Source organism: Lentimicrobium sp. L6, from assembly GCF_013166655.1.
Classification (GTDB): Bacteria; Bacteroidota; Bacteroidia; order Bacteroidales; family UBA12170; genus UBA12170.
On record NZ_JABKCA010000001.1, the window covers coordinates 88681 to 107619 of the forward strand.

General features: G+C 34.4%; 14 protein-coding genes. 3 read left to right on the forward strand and 11 right to left on the reverse strand.

Annotation, left to right across the window (positions count from 1 at the left end):
- Window positions 1–65: 65 nt before the first annotated feature.
- From HNS38_RS00395 to HNS38_RS00430, 8 genes are all read right to left on the reverse strand, one after another.
- A complete protein-coding gene (locus HNS38_RS00395; RefSeq protein WP_172278061.1) occupies window positions 66–1802 on the reverse strand; it encodes a chloride channel protein in 1737 nt (578 codons plus the stop codon).
- A gap of 40 nt (window positions 1803–1842) precedes the next feature.
- The gene (locus HNS38_RS00400; protein ID WP_172278059.1) at window positions 1843–3030 is read right to left on the reverse strand and encodes a MalY/PatB family protein; all 1188 of its coding nucleotides are present in this window, start codon (window positions 3028–3030) and stop codon (window positions 1843–1845) included.
- 34 nt (window positions 3031–3064) lie between these two features.
- The gene (locus HNS38_RS00405) at window positions 3065–4015 is read right to left on the reverse strand and encodes a glycosyltransferase family 2 protein (RefSeq protein WP_172278057.1); all 951 of its coding nucleotides are present in this window, start codon (window positions 4013–4015) and stop codon (window positions 3065–3067) included.
- Between the two features lie 9 nt (window positions 4016–4024).
- Window positions 4025–4567, reverse strand: coding sequence for a DUF4199 domain-containing protein (locus tag HNS38_RS00410; RefSeq protein ID WP_172278055.1), 543 nt, complete (start codon window positions 4565–4567; stop codon window positions 4025–4027).
- Between the two features lie 133 nt (window positions 4568–4700).
- On the reverse strand, window positions 4701–5150 hold the full coding sequence (locus HNS38_RS00415; RefSeq protein ID WP_172278053.1) for a 6-carboxytetrahydropterin synthase: 450 nt from the start codon (window positions 5148–5150) through the stop codon (window positions 4701–4703).
- Complete coding sequence (locus HNS38_RS00420; RefSeq protein ID WP_172345816.1) at window positions 5150–6235, reverse strand: endonuclease; 1086 nt, start codon at window positions 6233–6235, stop codon at window positions 5150–5152. Before HNS38_RS00420 ends, HNS38_RS00415 begins: the two co-directional genes overlap by 1 nt.
- Window positions 6232–6786, reverse strand: a complete 555-nt coding sequence (locus HNS38_RS00425; protein ID WP_172278049.1) for a manganese efflux pump — start codon at window positions 6784–6786, stop codon at window positions 6232–6234. Before HNS38_RS00425 ends, HNS38_RS00420 begins: the two co-directional genes overlap by 4 nt.
- A gap of 93 nt (window positions 6787–6879) precedes the next feature.
- On the reverse strand, window positions 6880–8559 hold the full coding sequence (locus HNS38_RS00430) for a nucleoside kinase (protein WP_172278047.1): 1680 nt from the start codon (window positions 8557–8559) through the stop codon (window positions 6880–6882).
- Between the two features lie 123 nt (window positions 8560–8682).
- Here HNS38_RS00430 and HNS38_RS20185 point away from each other — a divergent pair, with 123 nt between their 5' ends.
- Entirely contained in the window at window positions 8683–9078 is a 396-nt protein-coding gene (locus tag HNS38_RS20185; protein WP_216663598.1) for a hypothetical protein, read from the forward strand.
- Window positions 9079–9100: 22 nt separating this feature from the next.
- On the opposite strand, the gene HNS38_RS00440 is transcribed toward HNS38_RS20185, so the two are convergent.
- The 3 genes from HNS38_RS00440 to HNS38_RS00450 all read right to left on the reverse strand — a co-directional run bounded on the left by HNS38_RS00440 (window position 9101) and on the right by HNS38_RS00450 (window position 16533).
- Window positions 9101–14257, reverse strand: a complete 5157-nt coding sequence (locus tag HNS38_RS00440) for a PAS domain S-box protein (protein ID WP_172345817.1) — start codon at window positions 14255–14257, stop codon at window positions 9101–9103.
- A gap of 172 nt (window positions 14258–14429) precedes the next feature.
- Window positions 14430–15308, reverse strand: coding sequence for a DMT family transporter (locus HNS38_RS00445; RefSeq protein ID WP_172280832.1), 879 nt, complete (start codon window positions 15306–15308; stop codon window positions 14430–14432).
- A gap of 97 nt (window positions 15309–15405) precedes the next feature.
- Window positions 15406–16533 carry a DegT/DnrJ/EryC1/StrS aminotransferase family protein gene (locus HNS38_RS00450; RefSeq protein ID WP_216663599.1) on the reverse strand — a complete coding sequence of 376 codons (1128 nt, stop codon included), beginning with the start codon at window positions 16531–16533 and terminating at the stop codon, window positions 15406–15408.
- 235 nt (window positions 16534–16768) lie between these two features.
- On the opposite strand from HNS38_RS00450, the gene HNS38_RS00455 reads away from it, so the two are divergent.
- Window positions 16769–17539: a hypothetical protein gene (locus HNS38_RS00455; protein ID WP_172280834.1), complete on the forward strand. Its 771-nt coding sequence runs from the start codon at window positions 16769–16771 to the stop codon at window positions 17537–17539.
- Window positions 17540–17605: 66 nt separating this feature from the next.
- A complete protein-coding gene (locus HNS38_RS00460) occupies window positions 17606–18838 on the forward strand; it encodes a 3-deoxy-D-manno-octulosonic acid transferase (RefSeq protein ID WP_172280836.1) in 1233 nt (410 codons plus the stop codon).
- Window positions 18839–18939: the final 101 nt, after the last annotated feature.

Below are 18939 nucleotides of genomic sequence, written 5' to 3' on the forward strand. Positions count from 1 at the left end.
TTATCTAATAGCTATGGCTTCACCAGATAGTGTAAGAGGCTCCTCATTTCCGTGGTGTAAATGACCTAATGATCTGACAATTCATTAAGCATTTTTCTATAGGCTGTAAAAATATTAGCTCTACTTACGAATCCTATATATTTCCCATTATCTACAACCGGAAGGTTATAATAGCCTGTATTTTTAAATTTTTGCATTACTGTTTCCATGGCATCTTTGGTGGAAACATGTTCCTTCGACTGCATCTTGAAATCGTCGATAGGACAACCGTATTTTTCCGATTGAAACATGACTTCTCTGACATCATCCATATCAATAAGACCAGAATAGTTGAGATGCTCATCTACAATGGGGAATATGTTTCTTTTCGATTTCGAAATTAATTTGGTCAAATCGCCTAAAGTACTTCCTGGTTTTATGGTTAATAAATCTTTATCAATGACATGATTGACTTGGAGGAGGGTTAGTACGGCATTATCTTTATGATGAGTGATTAAATCGCCTTGTTCGGCCAATTGTTTGGTAAAAATAGAATGGCTATTAAAAGTCCTATTGGTCACATAAGCTATAGAGGTGGTGAGCATTAGGGGAACAATTAAACCATATCCATTGGTCATTTCCACTACAAGGAAAATTGCCGTAAGAGGAGCGTGCAGAACAGCAGCCAATATTGTGGACATTCCAACCAGGGTGAAGTTATCTTCATGTAAATGGGTAGTAGGAGAAAAGGTATTGATAACTCTGCTATAGAGAAACCCCAAGAGTCCTCCAGTTACTGCAGCAGGAGCAAATATACCACCTATTCCACCTGCTTCAATAGTAATACTAGTTGCAATAATCTTTAGAAGAATTAATAGGATGATATAAATTAAGAAAACATAGGGAATATTTCTGAAATCGAATACATAGCTGTGTGTAAGGATGAGTTCAGCTTCTCCATTCATAATATGTCTGATCATTTCATAACCTTCACTATATAAGGCTGGAAAAAGAAAAATGAGGATGCCTAGAGATAGAGCACCTACAAATATTTTTAACCTGAAGCTTTTAAATTTGCTAAATATGTTTGCAACAATAAAGTGCATGTGAGAAAAATAAAGTGATACAAGTCCTCCAAGGATGCCAAAAACAAGGTAGAATGGCAAATCTGAAATATCAAATGGAGAATTGCTGGAGAAATTAAATAATAAGGCTTCGTTGGTTAATAATCTTGCAGTAATGGCACCGGTAGCCGAGGCCACCAAAAGAGGAATGATGGAAGCAATAGTAAGGTCAAGCATTAAAACCTCTAAGGCAAATACTATAGCCGCCACAGGGGTGGTAAAGATAGAGGCCATTGCGCCCGCAGCACCACATCCAATCAGCAAGGTTTTGGTTTTGAAGTTTAGCTTTAAAATTTGACCAATTCCCGAACCAAAAGATGAACCACTACTTATGATGGGAGACTCCAGTCCGATACTTCCTCCAAAACCTGCTGTTAAAGCTCCTCCTATCATAGAAGAAAATGCTTTATGGTATTTCATTTTTCCATCGAGGCGACTGATTACAAATAAGATTCTAGGAATTCCATGTTTGGTTTCGTCTTTGATGACATATTTAAATAAAACCCAAGTCAATAAGATTCCAATTCCTGGCGCAATAAGATATAGAAAGTCAATTTCGTTTTCTATGCTGAAATTGGTAACAAACTGGTCAATTTTATAAACGAAGGTTTTGAGTAAAGAAGCTGAAATACCTGCTAAGATACCTATGAGGATGGCTAAAATTAAAATGAAAACATCAGGGCGCAATTTTTTTTGCAACCAAACAAAAAACTGTTCTAATATTCTGAGGAAAAACACTTTATCTTTTATCCTTTCTTAGTTGTTCTATAGCTTGTAATAGTTGGCCCAATGCTATTTTTATGGTAGAAAGAGGACAAGCAACATTCATGCGCATATATCCATTACCACCAGGTCCAAATATAGTTCCATTATTTAAACCAAGCCCAGCTTTCTTAATAAAAAATGCGGGTAATTCTTTTTCATTTAAACCCAGCTCTTTACAATTAAGCCATAATAAATAGGTAGCTTCTGGTTTTAAGAAAGTGATTTCAGGGATGTTTTTTTCTAAGAAATTAAAAACAAAGTTGGTGTTGCTACTCAAGTACTCGTTTAGCTCTTCCAACCAATCTTCACCAAAATTATAAGCTGCTTCAAGAGCTTCATTGCCAAATACATTTCCCATGCCCAAATGATAAGCTTGCAGAATCTCCTCGTATTTTTTCTTTAGCTTTTCGTTTTGAATCACCAAAAAGGAAGTAGAAAGCCCAGCCATATTGAAAGTCTTACTGGGTGCCATAAATGTCACACATAATTCCTTTGCAGTATTTGAAATAGAGGCTGTTGGAATGTGTTGGCTTCCTTTGAAAACTAAGTCGGAATGTATTTCATCGGTAAGAATCAAAACGTCGTGCTTATGACATAAAGTGACCATTTTTTCTAATTCTTCACTATGCCATACTCGTCCTACAGGGTTGTGTGGACTCGAAATTAAAAGGACTTTAGCTTTAGGATCGCTTAATTTAGTATCTAGGTCTTCAAAATCAATAGTATAATAATTGTCTTTCTCTATCAGTTGGTTATAAACCAATTCTCTACCATTATCTTCTACACTTTGAAAGAATGGGAAGTATACAGGTGGTTGAGTCACTACTTTATCGCCAGGCTGAGTATAGGCCATAATAGCCAAAGTAAATCCTGGAACTACTCCAGGGCTAAATAGAATATCTTTCTTTTCTATGTCCCAAGTGAAACGTTTCTTTAACCAATTGATAATAGATTGAAAATATGATTCAGGCTTAATGCTGTAGCCATAAATAGGATGTTCAGCTCTCTTTTTTATGGCATCTCTGATAAACTCTGGCGTTTCAAAGTCCATATCTGCCACCCACATGGGAATCACATCTTTATCTTGAAAAAAGAATTCTCTGAGGTCGTATTTTACAGAATTTGTTTCGGATCGCTCTATAACTTTATCGAAATCGTACATGTAAAAAGAGTTTTATAAAAAGGGGTAGATGAATCTATTTTTCGTCTTTTAAGCCCACCGTTTTTGCAATTAAATAATTGTTTTTGTCGTTTGATGATCTGGAAATCAATTCTCCTAAAAAACCAGCTAGAAAGAGCTGAACTCCAACGGCCATGGCTAATAAACCGAAGTAAAATAGAGGCCTATCAGTCATTCGATAACCTTCCATAAAGAATTTAGCATAAGCCAAATACATAGCGATTACAAACCCAACGAAAAAAACTAAAGTACCCATAAAACCAAAGAAATGCATAGGCCGCTTCCCAAAACGACCGACAAAGCTAATGCTTAGCAGGTCGAGAAATCCATTTACATATCTTTCAATTCCAAATTTGGTGATTCCAAATTGGCGTGGGTAATGAGTTACTACTTTCTCTCCAATTTTATTAAATCCAGCCCATTTAGCAATGACAGGAATATAACGGTGCATTTCGCCATATACTTCTATGGATTTAATCACATCGGAGTGATAAGCCTTAAGACCACAATTGAAATCGTGGAGTTTTATACCAGTCATCATACCAGTAGCCCCATTGAAAAACTTAGAGGGGATGGTTTTGTTAAGAGGATCGTTTCTTTTCTTTTTCCATCCTGAAACCAGATCAAATTTATCCTTCATGATCATATCATATAATCCTGGGATTTCATCGGGACTATCTTGTAAATCAGCATCCATGGTAATGACCACTTCGCCTTGGCATTCGGTAAACCCTTGGTTTAATGCTGCCGACTTTCCATAGTTTCTTTGGAATCGTATTCCTTTAAGTCGGAAGTTTCCATTAGAAAGCTCCTCAATAACTTTCCAAGAGCCATCGCGGCTTCCATCGTCTACAAAAAGGACCTCATAAGAGAACTTATTTTCATCCATGACTTTCTCTATCCACTCAGCTAACTTGGGAAGAGAATCTACTTCGTTGTAGACGGGTACAATAACTGATATATCCATTCGGCAAATTTAGAAAATATCGGATTGAGTATCTTCTTTTTTCAATGCTGCTGCAATAATTAATGAAGCAATGAGTGTGATAACAATAAAAAAAGCAGTGTTTTTGAAGAAACTCATTATCTGACCCTCTGTTGTAATACCTTTTTTAAATTCATCTATTGCCATGTCAATTGCATCATCTGGTATGTTCATACCTTCCATGAATGCAACAAAATTATCAATTTGTGATGGAAGGTATTCTGGGACTATTAGCAGATTAAAAACAAGCGAAAATACACCTGCAAGAATCAATGTAATAGTTCCTATTAGCATACCTTGACCAAAAGCTTTTCCAAAACTAATAATATCGTCATTAGCTTTTCTTAAATTTTTTATTCCTACGATAATCGAAGAAATAATAATTATACCCATTAAGGCAAAACTTAATAACATAAAACTCCATTGAAATACATTAATATCCAACAAGTAATAGACTAATGTTTGGATTATTAAAAGGACAGCAGCGATGAGACCATACTTGATTGCATTGCTTCCAAAACTAACTTTTTCCATTTTAAAATATTTTAGGGATGAATTGCAAACTTAAGCTTTTTTGTTTTAAAGCCATAGAGGAATTGATTGGTAGGGGCAAATACTTAGTTAACAGTTAATAGTTAACAGTTATTTTCCTGAAAATAAAATACTTCTATTGATCAGAAGCGAACCATTCAGCATAGCTGGTTACGGTTTCGCGGAGCATCATATGGTGCAGTTTGATGTGTTCTGGAAGTCTGGGTTTTATTCTTTCTGCAAAATCAATGAGCATCATCTCGCTGGTAGGTTGATAAGGAACGGTAACTACTCGTTGGAACATCTCGTCGCTCTGTTTTAGGGCTTCGGCTTTAGCTCCTTTTTCGTTGAGGATTAAGCAATGGTCCATCTTGTCAACTACCTCTTCTTTCACAATTTTTTTGAGGTCGCCAAAATCCATAACCATACCTAGTTTGGGATTGTTTTCATCCTCAATGGGTTTCCCTATTACGGTTACCAATAATTCGTATGAATGCCCGTGAATATGTTTACACAAACCATCATAGCCCATCAGAGCATGTGCGGTTTCAAATTTAAACTCTTTGGTTAATCTAATATTTGCCACTATTTGATAAATTTAAAGTGATATAATTGTTGGTTATCGGTGTTCATAATCTGAAGAATATAGCATCCTTTTTGGGTGTTCGCAATATCCATTTCATAAGTTGAATGGTTCATATTTTCTTGTCTTAATTCTTGACCAGAAATATTGAATAGTTTCAATTGGAATGTTTCGTGAGTTGCTTCTAACGTATTTAACTTTAGCGTGTTTCCGTTACCTCCAATATAGATATTCATGATTTCATCAATTGAAAGATCAGAAACTGCATTTTCTGGATCCCAAATCTGATCTACATAATAAGGTCTATCGACAAAAGGATTTCTATTGTCTTGAATACCATAGATGTCATTATTTCTATCCACTTCTTTTTGGCTCACCGGGTCGTTTCTATGCCATTCTAAAAGCATATTTAAATACCATTCTTCGTAGCAAGGGTAGGAGGTTCCATTTAGTGCATCATCAGAACTTGCAGAATTATTCTCCCAACTTGCAATGAGGTTTTCGTATCGAGTGGCCATGTAGAAATAAATTCGGGCAAAGTCTCCTTTGTAAGCATCAATGGGTTCAAATATGGTTCCGTTAAATCCTGATACGCTGCAGCTTCCTACTTTGGAGCCATTCATACTTGTCCAGCTTGGGCTATTGGTTTCTCCGTAAGGTAAATTTCCTCTTTTACCATTCACATAACCATCGGTAGGCACAATGTGAATAATGTCGGTAACCATTGGACTTGAATCATCAAACCAACTTTTAGGAAATGAATGCTCTCTATTATAGCAATCGTTTTCACTATTATAGTTTCCACATTGGTTAGTACCAAAAGTATATTCATAAGGAGGAGTGCCATCAGGAACGTCGGAATACATATCCCAAACCTTTCCATTGGGTTTGTCGTCTGTAGTATAATAATGGTCCCATAAAGAGCCATAAGACTGAATATTATGGTCTTTGATGATATTGTAAAGCTCCGTTTTTAGGTTTTCCCCTGTAAGACCTTGGGCATCATCGTAATAACCTGAAGGTATTTGAGCGATAGCAAATATTGAAAACAAGTAACTAATCGTTACTAAAAAGTATGTTTTTTTCATATGATGAAATTTAGAATCGTAATCACTAATATTAAGAATCCTCCGGCTAGTTTACTGCTTCTTCCAAGCCTTACTGGCTTATAATGACTACCAAAAAACAATCCCATTTGACTGAGGAGGAGTGAGGCAGTGAATAAAATAATAATTGGAGCATTACTATCTAGTCCTAGAAAACCTAATCCTAGAAATACAAGAAATATACTAAATGAGGAGGCCAAAGCCAATGACCAAACTATCTTGTTGTCTTCCACTAGAAAAGTTCGTTCTTCATTTTTTATCTTTTTGGCATCGGTCATCATTCGAACTGCCACAAAAGCTATAAATAATTGACCCGCAATATTTGAAAAGTCAGAGATTAATGGGCTGATTAAAAAAGAAAATCCAAATGCAATAACAGCAGCTAGACCATTTACAATTGAAAAAATCAAACTGATTTTAATAGTTTCCGTCCATTTGTATGGATGAAGTGTTACACCTCCGGCTATGGATAAAAAGAAAATATCCATGAGTACTAATACGGGGACTATATATGTTATTATTTCTTGCATCATAAAAAGGGATGCAAAAGTAATAAAAAATATGGGTCATTAAGTCTCGAACTCAAATGGTTTTAAAACTTAAAAAAAGACTCATAAATTAACAAATTAAGAATAACTAAAGCTACTCCCATCCAGAAACTCTCTAAGTATTGAAGTAGGAGGGATCTCTTTAGTGAAAATAGGTTTAATATAGGATAGGAACTTTAAAAGCCTTCTGGCTTCGGAGTATTCTGGAACTACTGGGGGTACGGCTCTTAAAATAGGTTCTGCCCATATTTTTAGCACCCCCAATTCGTATAATAAAGCGGTATTAAACATTACATCGGCTTCTTCCTGGAATGGAAAAATATGGGTTTCTTCACCATTTCTAACGCTTGCCCATCGTTGAAGGGTGTCTAATGCTGAGTAATTTCGGTAATTATGGTCTCTTACAATTCTTCTGATTAGTCTGTTATCTGTGGTAGGTATTCTGTTGGTAGAATCGATACTTAAAGGTGTTAAAGCCGATACGTATATTTTAAATTTTCGATTGTTAGGAATCATTTCGGATAGCATGGGATTTAAGCCATGGATACCTTCAACCAATAGAATGCTATTTTCTTTTAATTTAAGTTTGGAACCATCGTAGAATTTTTTGCCTGTTGCAAAAGAAAATTTAGGAAGGTCTATTTCTTTTCCGTCAAACAAATCCAAAAGATTATTGTTGAAGAGTTTGATATCTAAAGCATGAGGGTTTTCAAAATCGAGTTCACCATTTTCATCTTTTGGAGTCAACTCTCTTTCCACAAAATAATTGTCCATAGAAAGAACAATAGGATCGATGCCTATGACATTGAGTTGAATAGAGAGTCGTTTAGCAAATGTAGTTTTCCCAGAAGAAGACGGGCCTGAGATAAGTATGAGTTTTAGGTCTTGTCTTCTCTTTCCTACCCTTTCAGCTATACTGGCTATTTTTTTTTCTTGCAGTGCTTCAGATATTTTAATGACTTGTCCAACCTTTTTTTCTTGTGTAGCTGTGTTTAACTGCCCTACGTTTGGAATTCCAATAATGTTTACCCAATCCTTAAATTCGCTGAAAGCTTCGAAGAGTTTGGGTTGATTGATAACCTCCTCCAGTTCGTTCGGATTTTCTGTTTTTGGCGGTAATAAAAGCATTCCATCGTGATAAGCCAGTAAATCGAATACTTGAATATAGGAGGTGGAGGGAACTAAATATCCATAAAAATAATTAACGACCCCATCCATTTGATAAACGGAACTGTAGAATTGTTGACGAGTTTTAATGAGTTCGCATTTGTCATACAATTTATACTCTTCAAATATCTTGATGGCATCTTCAGTAGGGATTTCCTCCCGGTTAAAACTAAAATCAGCAGCAACTGTTTTCTGCATTTCTAATTTTAGTTGGGCAGTAATGTCTTTATAGTTAGATTCTTCATCGATACCTTCGAGTTTGCAATAGAAGCCATTGGATACAGAGTGCTTAATTTTTAATTTGGCTTCGGGAAACATGTCCCGCACCGCTTTAAATAAAATAAAAGACAGGGAACGCATATACATTCTCTTGCCATCGGGATGTGTATAGTCGATAAATCGAACTCTTTTGGGTTTGTATATGGCATAGTCCAATTCTTTCAAACTATTATTGAGCATAGCGCCAAGAATGGGGTATTTTGTCTTTGGTTTTTCTTTTTCAAGGATTTCTAATAAAGTAGTTCCAATGGGATAGTTTTTCTCTACTTCTTTATTTTCACAATATATTTTTATTTGCTTTAGCTCTTTCATAGTGTATAATTCTGAATTCGTAATATTTATCTAAGATACGGATTTATCATTTTGAGGAGGCTAATTTCTGAAAAGACTTTGTTAATCTTTAATAATTGCAGAAGATTTTTCTATTTTTGTGACATGAAGCGATTAAAATACTTGATTTCCTTTACATTATCTTTATTAATTTTCATGGCTATTGGTTTTACTCCAGCCGATTGTGTACCTGAAGATGGTAAAGAAAGCTGTGATGTTCCTGAGCTTAATAGTGGAGATGAGAAGATAGATTTCGAAAACTGCACCTATAAAGGTTTTCCATTGCATGGGAAGATTAAATTCGTGGATAATTTCCCTGATATTAAGATAAAGATCGTAGACAATTTCCCAGATCTTAAAGTTAAGATGGTAGAGAACTTCCCTGATGATTGTGGGGAATGGAGAGTGGTGGAAAATTTTCCAGATGTTAAGGTTCAAATAGTAGATAACTTCCCAGATATTAAAGTGAAGTTTGTGGACCATTTCCCTGGGAAACCCTAAATTAATTGGTCATCTTTATAAGCTATGCATTCCTTTTTTCAATTGGTAAAGTGAATGTAAAAGTAGAGCCTTTATCAACTTTCGATTCTAACCAAATATTTCCTCCCAGTAGTTCTACATAAGCTTTGGTAATAGCTAAACCTAGTCCTGCACCTTCATATTCTGTAGCGTTTGTTAAATTTGCCTGTACAAATCGGTCGAATATGTTATCTAACTTAGAATGTTGAATGCCTATACCTGTGTCTTTTACATAGAACTCTAAGTGGTTCTCAATTTTTATATACCCGAATTCTATTTTTCCTTGCTTGGTATATTTTATTGCATTTTTAATCAGATTGGTGAGGATGGCATAAATTTTCTCTCGATCTGAATGTATGGTGGCTTCCATATCAGGTAATGCGGTATAGCAAGTTAATTCAATTTTTTTCTTTTCGGCTTCCGGTTTGAAGAAAGTGTACAAGTATTCAATTTGTTTGTTTATTTCAGTATCCTCATTAAATACTTCCATTTGTTCAGCTTCTATTTTAGAAATATCAATTAAGTCGTTGATGATACTGAGTAATCTATGACCACTTTTTTGGATAATCCCTAAAAATTTTTCTCGTTCATTTTCTTCTATCCCTGGCTCTTTGAGGAGGTCAGCAAAACCTAATATCCCATTCATTGGAGTTCTGATTTCATGACTCATATTGGCCAAAAATGAAGATTTTAATTGGTCGCTTTCTTCAGCCTTTTCTTTAGCTTGGATCAGCTCAGTCTCGGTTTGTTTTCTATATATAGCTAAGCCATATAAATACCCAATTTCCTTGATTACTTTTATATCTTCATTGCTGTATCCTTCTTCTTTATTTGCTAAGGCGATTTGGCCAACCAGTTTGTTTTTAATCATTACAGGAACCGATAGAAAGTTTTCTAATGGTATATGGCCTTTTGGAATGCCTTGTGATTTTGGATGAATGTTAGGTTTGTTACTGTAAAATGCTTTTTGTGTATTTAGCGCATGACCCCAAAGTGAAGGATAGCCCTCAGCTCTTTTTGGGAAAATGATAGAACTATTTTCAACATTACACATGTGTTTCATCATTTCACTTAAAGTGTGGGCAATATTGTCTCCTGTTTCAGGATCGATAGAAGAAACAAACCCATATTTGCTCTTGGTTAAAGATAATGCGTAGTCATAGGTTAATTTTGCAATAACTTCTATTGAAAGATCACTATTGATAATTTCTTTTGCGAGTTTAGCAATGATTTTAGAATAATGGTCGCTTCTTTCAGCATTTTCTTTTGCTTTTATTAAGGCTTCTTTAGCTTTTACTTCCTCAGTTATTTCTTTAAACGTGCAATAGGTTTGTTTGAATTGGCCATCGGGTGTATATCCAGCGCAGCCTTCATAAGAAACGTCTATTTCGGTCCCATCCTTTTTAACCATCTTGAAAAGCACATTGTTTACATTCCCCAAAGCTTTGAATTTGGGGAATCTTTCTTTAAAAAGTTCAACTTGACTTGGATGTAGAAAAGATCCAAAATGCTTACCGATAACTTCTTCTTTTTTATAGCCTAGTATTTTTGTCCAAGTGGGGTTTACATCCAATAAATCTCCATTTTTGTCAAGGGATTGATAGCCTAACGGGGCATTATCATACATGGCGCGGTATTTTTCTTCGCTCTGTTGTAATGCCAATTGTGTTTTTTTAATCTTATCAATATCTGTATGAGTTCCAAGCATTCTGAGTGGTTTTCCATCTTCTGTATATTCTACTATACTACCCATGGAAAGTATCCACTTCCATTTTCCTTGTTTTGTTTTAATTCGAAATTCAATACGATAAGCTGGAATTTTACCTTCTATATAATCGGAATAGTTTTTCAAAACATGATTAACATCATTCGGATGCAATCTGTTGGTCCATTTTTCATTAGTTTCAATAAATGTTTTCGGGTTATGACCTATCATGATGATGTAGCTGTCACTTACTTTAATTTCACCAGTTTGTATGTTGAAGTCATAAATGCCTTGTTTGCTGGAGTCTAAAGCCAATCGCAATGTTTCTTCACTTTCACTTAAAGCTTTTTGGGTGCTTACTCGTTCTGTGATGTCAGCACCAGAGGAAACGAATCGTATTGCTTTCCCATTTTCATCCCTAAGGGTAGCATTATACCAAGCAATGATTCTTTTTTCTCCATCTTTTCTAATTATGGGGTTTTCAAAATATTCAATGAGATTTGTTTCATCTTCTAAAGCTTCATTAAATACACTTTTTACTTGATCGATATTATGTTGAGGTATGAAATGGTCGAACCAGTTTTTACCAATAATTTCTTCTTCTTTATATCCTAAAATATCACATCCTTTTTGATTGACTAGAACAACATTTTGATTTATATCTAATGCAATAAACATGACCCCAGCAATTTCCAAGTATTGTTTTGATATTTGTTTTTGAAACTGTAATAGCTGCTCCGCTTTTTTAATATCAGTAAGGTCAATATGCGTTCCAATAATTCTGATTGGTTTATTTTCTTTATTTACAGTAACCTTTGCACGTGCTAAAATATCCACCCAATGACCCTTTTTATGCTTCATGCGAAATTCAACTTCAAATCGAGGTATTTCACCTTTGATATGTTTGTCAAGCATTTTCCATGAGCGCTTAATATCATCAGGATGAGTTAAATCTTCCCATGTTTTGAAGGTGTTTTCCAATTCAGAATCCTCATAACCTAGCATGCGTTTCCAACCAGGGGAGTAATATATTTCATTAGTTATCAAGTTCCAATCAAATAATCCATCGTGAGTAGCTTCCATGGCCAGGTTAAAACGTTCCTCACTTTTAAATAGTGCTTTTTCAGTGGAAACTCTAGAGCTTATATCCTTTATTGCGGTGAATTTTAGCTTTCTATCATTTTTATAAAGAATTCTTTCTTGTACTTCGCAGTGGAATTTACTTTTGTCTTTTCTTTGTGCTGTGGTTTGATATGGTTGAAGGTTTTCTGTTTTTAGCTTGTTGATAATGAGCTCTCTGTATTCAGGTGCTATCCATTCGATGGCGTTTTTGCCAATAGCTTCTTTATCAGAATAACCAAACGTTTTTCTTGCAGTTTCATTTTGGTCAATACACATGCCATTTTCAGATATGAGAATAGATTCAAATGTAGCTGCAGACAAGGTTTTGTATCTTTCTTCTTGCTCTTTTATTGATTTAGCGGCTAATTCTAGTTCGGTGATATCCTTATCAATCCCAACTACTAAAATAGCTTCCCCTTTCACATCTCTTTTTACTTTATAATTAGCAGAAATAATTTTTGTGATTCCGTTTTCAGTAATGAGCCTGAATTTTTGCTGGAAAGATTCCTCAGTAGACTTTAAATTCCGATTGAATGTTTCGAAATATTCCTCACTGTCGTCAGGGTGAATGTGTTTTTTAAAGATATCTAAGTCAGTATTCTTTTCATAATGAACATCTCGTATATCATAGGCCCCTTTCGACCAATGATTTTTTCCTGTTTTGGGCTCATAGGTCCAGCTACCAGACTTGCTGATTCTTTCTGTATCTTGGAGTAAGTTGTAGGCGGAGATAATCTCTTTTTCAGCGTTTTTAATTTCTGTGATATCGGTAATAATGATACCCAATTGTTTCCCTTTGGAAGTATCAAAAGTAAATATCGTTTCAATAATATCTTTCTTTTTCTTCGTTTTTGCCTGAATAATAGTAGTGAAGTTTTTATCTAAAATAACATGTTCTTTTTTAGTGAGTATGCCGAGTATGCTTTTTTTTAAGCTTTCCTTTGTGTTTGGGATTTCCTTCTTAAGGTTTGACATTTTTAACATTAAATCCCATGCGTGTAGTCCTTTAGTTTCGCTGCTGGTTACTCCAAAAATATTTTCAAACTCTTTGTTAATGAAAGTTATCTTTCCGTTATTGTCAACAATAGCTACTCCTTCTGAAGAGTAATCCACAAAGTTTCTGAATTTTTCTTCGTTTTCTTTTAAAATAGTATTATTTAAATTTAATTGTGTGATATCTAGAGAGGTGCTTAGGTAAATATTATCACCATTTACATCAATTTCTTTTATTATACTCATTAATACATCGAATGTGCTTCCATCTTTTCTTTTGGCTAAAAACTCTATTTCTAGACTTCCATTTTTGTTTACTTCATCAATAATTTGCTTTGGAAGTTCTGGGTTGAAACAATGATCCTTAGGGTTAGATAGCAATAATTCATCTAAGGAATGATATCCCCACCTCTTTAAATACTCTTTATTTGCATAGACAAACTCCCCTTTTTCATTTACAATATGATAACCATTTAGGGAGTTTTCTATCGAATTGTTTATGGTCCTATATTGGTTTTCTAGTGTTTTGCTTTTAGTGATGTCATCAGATATAATTTGAACACCCATTAATTCATTTTTGCTATTATATATGCAAGTGTAAATACTTTTAAACCAGAAAGAGGCATTAGGGAGCTTTATATGATCTACATATTCTTTTGAATCATTATATTGAAGAGCATGTTTGAATCTTTTGGTGTATTCCTCAGCATGTTCTTTCGGGAAGATTTCAAGAAATGATTTTCCTTCAAAATCCTCACTTTTTCCTCCCATATTTTTAGCAGCTATATCATTATAGGAAATAACTATTCCATCTTTAGAATAGTAGCCTACCCCAAAAGCCGAGCTTTGGTGTAATAGTCTATATTTTTCTTCACTTTCTTCTAATCTACTTTTTGTTGCTTTTAACTCACCTGGTTCTGAATGACTTGTTTTTGCATCATTATCAATTTCTGTAAATTGGTAAATCGTATTTTCCTTGTTTAATTGATTCAGTTTTTGGATGCCATAATTTGTTTTTATAATGTCTTTTGAGGAGTTCTTAAAAGCAAATTCAAAGGTTTTAGGAATAGAGCTTTGTAGGTTACCTAAAATATCTTGATTTTGTTTCTGAAAATCTAAAACTAAATCTGTTTCGGTTCCAGCTTCGGTGGAAGAATCCAATATGGAAATAAACGAGGAATTGTATTGATAAATATGACCAGAGTTATTAGTAATAAACTGAGCCCGGTTATTGTGAAAAGCAGAGTGCTTTTCAGCTTTCAAAGACTTTGATTTTTCAGCTTTTAGTTGTAATTCTAACTCTTTAATTCTAGCTTTTAATTTTCCTATCTGATTTTCCATAATAGCCCATGTCAATAACCCTATAAATATAGATGTTATTGGCCTAATTACCAAATTTCAGCTCATAGTATTCATAATAGTGTCATAGTACCCAAGTACTTTTTAAAAGAGAAATATTTAAAAATAAAATATTTTAGTGGTTTATGATAAAGATAATATAGCGATATCGTAACTACTGTTTGCTCTTTATTTGCGACAGGAAAAGGCCTGCCACCACAATTAAAATTCCTATATAATTTATGGTAAAAAGTCGCTCTCCCAATAGAATAAAGGAAAAAATACTAGTGAGTACGGGTATCCCATTGGTAAACACTCCACTTCTGGTTACACCAAGTATTTTAATACTATGCGTAAATAATACAAAAGCAATAATAGAACCAAATATTCCCAAGAGAAAAATGGGTTGAAGGCCTTCCCAAACCCATCCGGTTTCTGAAAATGTTGGCAACTCAATAAAGAAGAACAAAGGGGCAAAACCTAGAAGCCCAAAGAAACTTTGATAACCAACAATGGTGAAAGAGTTGTATTTGTGGGATAGTTTATTAAGTACTGCTGTATACCCAATTGCGGAAAATACGGCCAACATCAGCAACATCACTCCCCAAAAATCAGCATTGAGTTCCATATTGGTATTTACAATAACTAGGATAACACCAATAAAGCTTAAAAGAGTTCCGTAGATCTTATATTTAGTAATTTGTTCTTTAAAGAAATACCAAGCCACATAAGGCAAGAATAAGGGGATGGTAGCAATAATCACGGCTGCAATTGTAGGAGAAACGCGTTGAAGGCCATAGGTTTCTCCAATAAAATACAAGAAGGGTTCAAAAAAACTTAAAAGGATAATGTATTTCCAATCGCTCTTTTCAATTTTGTTCAATTTCCCAATCAGTTTAGAAAAACCCATCAATAATCCAGAAGCCAAAATAAGTCTAAAACTTAAAATGGTTAATGGGTTATAGATTTCCAAGGCGCTCTTGGACCAAATAAAACTTAAGGCCCAAAAGAACATGGAACCAATAACGGCTAAATAAGCTAAAAAGTTTTTCATTGAATTGGTAATTGAGTTTGTGTAGTCAATTTGAAAACATGAAAAAAGTGCATATCAATTATTCATCAATATGCACTTTAATGAATTTATATCTCTATTATTTTTGGATGAATTCTAAAACAGCATCACAAACATATTTTAGTTGTTCTTCTGTGAATTCAGTATGCATAGGAAGTGATAGGACTTGCTGCTGAAGTTTTTCAGTCACTGGGAAGTCACCTTCTTTATATCTGTCATCTTGATATGCTTTTTGCATGTGTAGAGCTACAGGATAATATACTGCATTTGCTATTCCTTTATCCATTAAGTGTTTTTGTAAACCATCGCGATCCACATCAACTAATTTCATAGTATACTGGTGGAATACATGATCGGTAAAATCGGCAGTAACTGGAGTAATAATGTTTTCGCAACTGGCGAAAGCTTCATTATAATAATTAGCCGCATAGTTTCTAGCTTTTGCAAAATCGTCAAGGTGGGCTAGTTTTACTTTTAAAACTGCCGCTTGCATACTGTCTAATCTAGAGTTTACTCCAACATAGTCGTGGTAATACCTTACGGTCATTCCATGATTTACTATCACTTTCAATTGTTCAGCCAGCTCATCATTATTGGTGAAGATGGCTCCACCATCACCATAAGCACCTAAGTTTTTTGATGGGAAGAAGCTTGTACAACCCACATCACCTATAGATCCAGCTTTTTTAGTTGTTCCATCGGCAAAAGTATAGTTGGCACCAATAGCTTGAGCATTATCCTCAATAACAAATAGATTGTTCTCTTTAGCGATAGTTAAAATCTCATCCATATTGGCACATTGGCCGAACAAATGAACAGGAACAATAGCTTTGGTATTATCAGTGATGGCATTTTTAATAGCTACAGGATCGATATTCATAGTATCCTCTAAAACATCAACCAATACAGGAGTCAATCCTAATAAAGCAATAACTTCTGCTGTTGCAATAAAAGTAAATGAGGTGGTAATAACTTCATCACCTGGCTTTAGTCCAAGTCCCATCATAGCTACTTGCAATGCATCTGTTCCATTAGCACAAGGAATGACATGTTTAACACCAAGATATTTCTCTAAATCACGAGCAAATTCATGAACCACTGGACCATTAATATATGAAGATGTGTCTAATACTTTATGAATTTCGGTATCAATTTCGGTTTTTAACCTTTGATATTGACCTTGTAGGTCGACCATTGGAATTTTCATATGTTTATATTTTTATATTAAATCATATTATTAATTGCATATTATTATCATATATCTGATTGTCAGTGATTTTTAAGATACAATAATCATGATATTCATTTTTTGATATTGAACGCAAAGATATGGAATTCCATCATATTGGTGTTTTATTTTTCACAATTAATACTCTTTAAGATTTTCACCTATTTCAATTCGCTCAAATGTCTATCTTTGCTGCCTTAAACAGCAAATAATCATGTTACAAAGAGTATTTTTTAAGTTAGTTTTAATTTTTGTATTGAGTGGTATAGTTTCTCAATATGCTCATGCCCAAGGAAGCGTTTCCGATTCTACCATCTCTACTTTTATATTACAGGTGAATTATGCCTATCAAATACCAGGTGGGGATATGGCTGAAGATTATGGTCACAATTCTGTTATTGGTCCGGAATTTACTTATAAAACCAATAAAAATTGGTTATGGGGATTGGAAGCCAGTTTTGTTTTTGGAAATGATGTGAAGAAGGCTGGTGAAATAATTGAGCAGATTACTGGAGACCAGAGTTTCGTCATAGGGTTAGATGGTACATTTACTAATGTTAGGCCTATGGAAAGAGGTTTTTCTACTTTAGCAAAAGTGGGTAAGATTATTCCTGCTTTTAATATCAATCCAAATTCAGGAATCGTTTTTAATTTTGGATTGGGGTATATGCAGCATAAAATACGCTGGGATGTGGAAGGTAATAATGCTCCTCAGCTTGGTGGTGATTATAAAAAAGGATATGATCGCTTTTCTGAGGGAATTATATTGAGTCAATCTTTGGGTTTATTATATTTGGCTGATGCTCGTCTGTGGAATTTTAAAGCTGCAGTTGAAGTTCAGGAAGCCTTCACCACCATGAAAAGATATAATTTTGATACCATGGGAGGTGATTCTAAAAAACGTGTAGATCTATTATTTGGCATAAAATTAAGTTGGATGATTCCTCTATATGGTCGGGCACCAAAAGCCATGTATTATTTTTAGTGCTTTTCTGCTCTCTAATCATTATTCTTTAATTTTGAAGCCGTTTTGCTTTTTTAATATTCATATATGAGAGTTATTTATTCTTTCGGAGTTTTCTTTTACGGTTTGTTAATTCGTCTTGCTTCATTGTGGAATGCTAAAGCAAAGTTGTGGCTTATTGGAAGGAAAGATGTTTTATCAAGAATAGAAAATGATTTAAAGAATAATGATTCCAATATTGTTTGGATTCATAGTGCCTCATTAGGGGAGTTTGAGCAAGGTCGTCCTTTAATTGAATCTTTAAAACAAAAATATCCTGAGCTTAAAATATTTCTTACTTTTTTCTCTCCGTCGGGCTACGAAATCAGGAAAGATTATCCGCTTGCAGATTATATCTATTATTTACCAGAAGATACGGTCTCAAATGCTCGTCAATTCGTTAAACTCGTCACCCCTCAAATAGCAGTTTTTATTAAGTATGAGTATTGGTATAATTATATGAACGAGTTGAATAATGCAGAGATTCCTCAGATTTTTATTAGTGGAATATTTCGGCCAAAACAGCCTTTCTTTAAGTTTTATGGAGGATGGTTTTTAAATCATTTAAAGAATGTGGAACATTTCTTCGTTCAAAATGAAGATTCAGTTCAGTTATTGAAAAAAAGTGGAATAGATAGCGTGAGTAAAAGTGGTGATACACGTTTTGATAGAGTTGCTGAAATCACAGCTAAAGTTGAAGCTAATGCTATTGTAGAAGAGTTTAAAAATGATCGGAAATTATTTCTTGGTGGAAGTACTTGGTCGCCAGATGAGCAGATTATTAAAGGGTTACATGTTCAACAACCTGGCTTGAAAATAATTATTGCCCCCCACTTAATTGATGAAAACCACATTCAACAGATAGAAGAATTATTCCCTAATTCTATTAGATATTCAAAAGCTAAAGATGCTTCACTCAAAGAAATCCCTGTTCTAATCATCGATAACATGGGAATGCTATCTTCCTTATATCAATATGCAAATTTCGCCATGATTGGTGGTGGGTTTGGTGTAGGTATTCATAATACATTGGAGGCCGCAACATTCGGGATGCCCATTTTTATTGGTCCAAATTATCAGAAATTCCAAGAAGCGAAAGATTTGTTAAGGCTGGGTGTTGTAAATGTAGTTCATGATGCTGCTGAGCTTAATCAAGCAGTTTCAGTATTGCTAGATGATGTGGAGAAATGGAATACTATCGCATTGCAATCCAAGCAGTATGTAGAGTCAAATATTGGAGCCACTCAAATGATTTTGGAATTTATTGAAAATCAGCTTTAATTTGATCAGTATCTACTAATAATTGCTCTTGTCTTCCCAAATATATCTTAACTTTACGCTATAAACACAAAGAACTGTAAATATTCAATATATTTGCGCCT

What these genes read in the sequence shown, in the direction of transcription:
- HNS38_RS00460 (WP_172280836.1), top strand. Translation starts at nt 17,606, where the DNA reads ATGAGAGTTATTTATTCTTTCGGAGTTTTCTTTTACGGTTTGTTAATT.
- HNS38_RS00405 (WP_172278057.1), bottom strand. Translation starts at nt 4,015, where the DNA reads ATGGATATATCAGTTATTGTACCCGTCTACAACGAAGTAGATTCTCTT.
- HNS38_RS00425 (WP_172278049.1), bottom strand. Translation starts at nt 6,786, where the DNA reads ATGATGCAAGAAATAATAACATATATAGTCCCCGTATTAGTACTCATG.
- HNS38_RS00430 (WP_172278047.1), bottom strand. Translation starts at nt 8,559, where the DNA reads ATGAAAGAGCTAAAGCAAATAAAAATATATTGTGAAAATAAAGAAGTA.
- HNS38_RS00450 (WP_216663599.1), bottom strand. Translation starts at nt 16,533, where the DNA reads ATGAAAATTCCAATGGTCGACCTACAAGGTCAATATCAAAGGTTAAAA.
- HNS38_RS00440 (WP_172345817.1), bottom strand. Translation starts at nt 14,257, where the DNA reads ATGGAAAATCAGATAGGAAAATTAAAAGCTAGAATTAAAGAGTTAGAA.
- HNS38_RS00445 (WP_172280832.1), bottom strand. Translation starts at nt 15,308, where the DNA reads ATGAAAAACTTTTTAGCTTATTTAGCCGTTATTGGTTCCATGTTCTTT.
- HNS38_RS00400 (WP_172278059.1), bottom strand. Translation starts at nt 3,030, where the DNA reads ATGTACGATTTCGATAAAGTTATAGAGCGATCCGAAACAAATTCTGTA.
- HNS38_RS00410 (WP_172278055.1), bottom strand. Translation starts at nt 4,567, where the DNA reads ATGGAAAAAGTTAGTTTTGGAAGCAATGCAATCAAGTATGGTCTCATC.
- HNS38_RS20185 (WP_216663598.1), top strand. Translation starts at nt 8,683, where the DNA reads ATGAAGCGATTAAAATACTTGATTTCCTTTACATTATCTTTATTAATT.
- HNS38_RS00420 (WP_172345816.1), bottom strand. Translation starts at nt 6,235, where the DNA reads ATGAAAAAAACATACTTTTTAGTAACGATTAGTTACTTGTTTTCAATA.
- HNS38_RS00455 (WP_172280834.1), top strand. Translation starts at nt 16,769, where the DNA reads ATGTTACAAAGAGTATTTTTTAAGTTAGTTTTAATTTTTGTATTGAGT.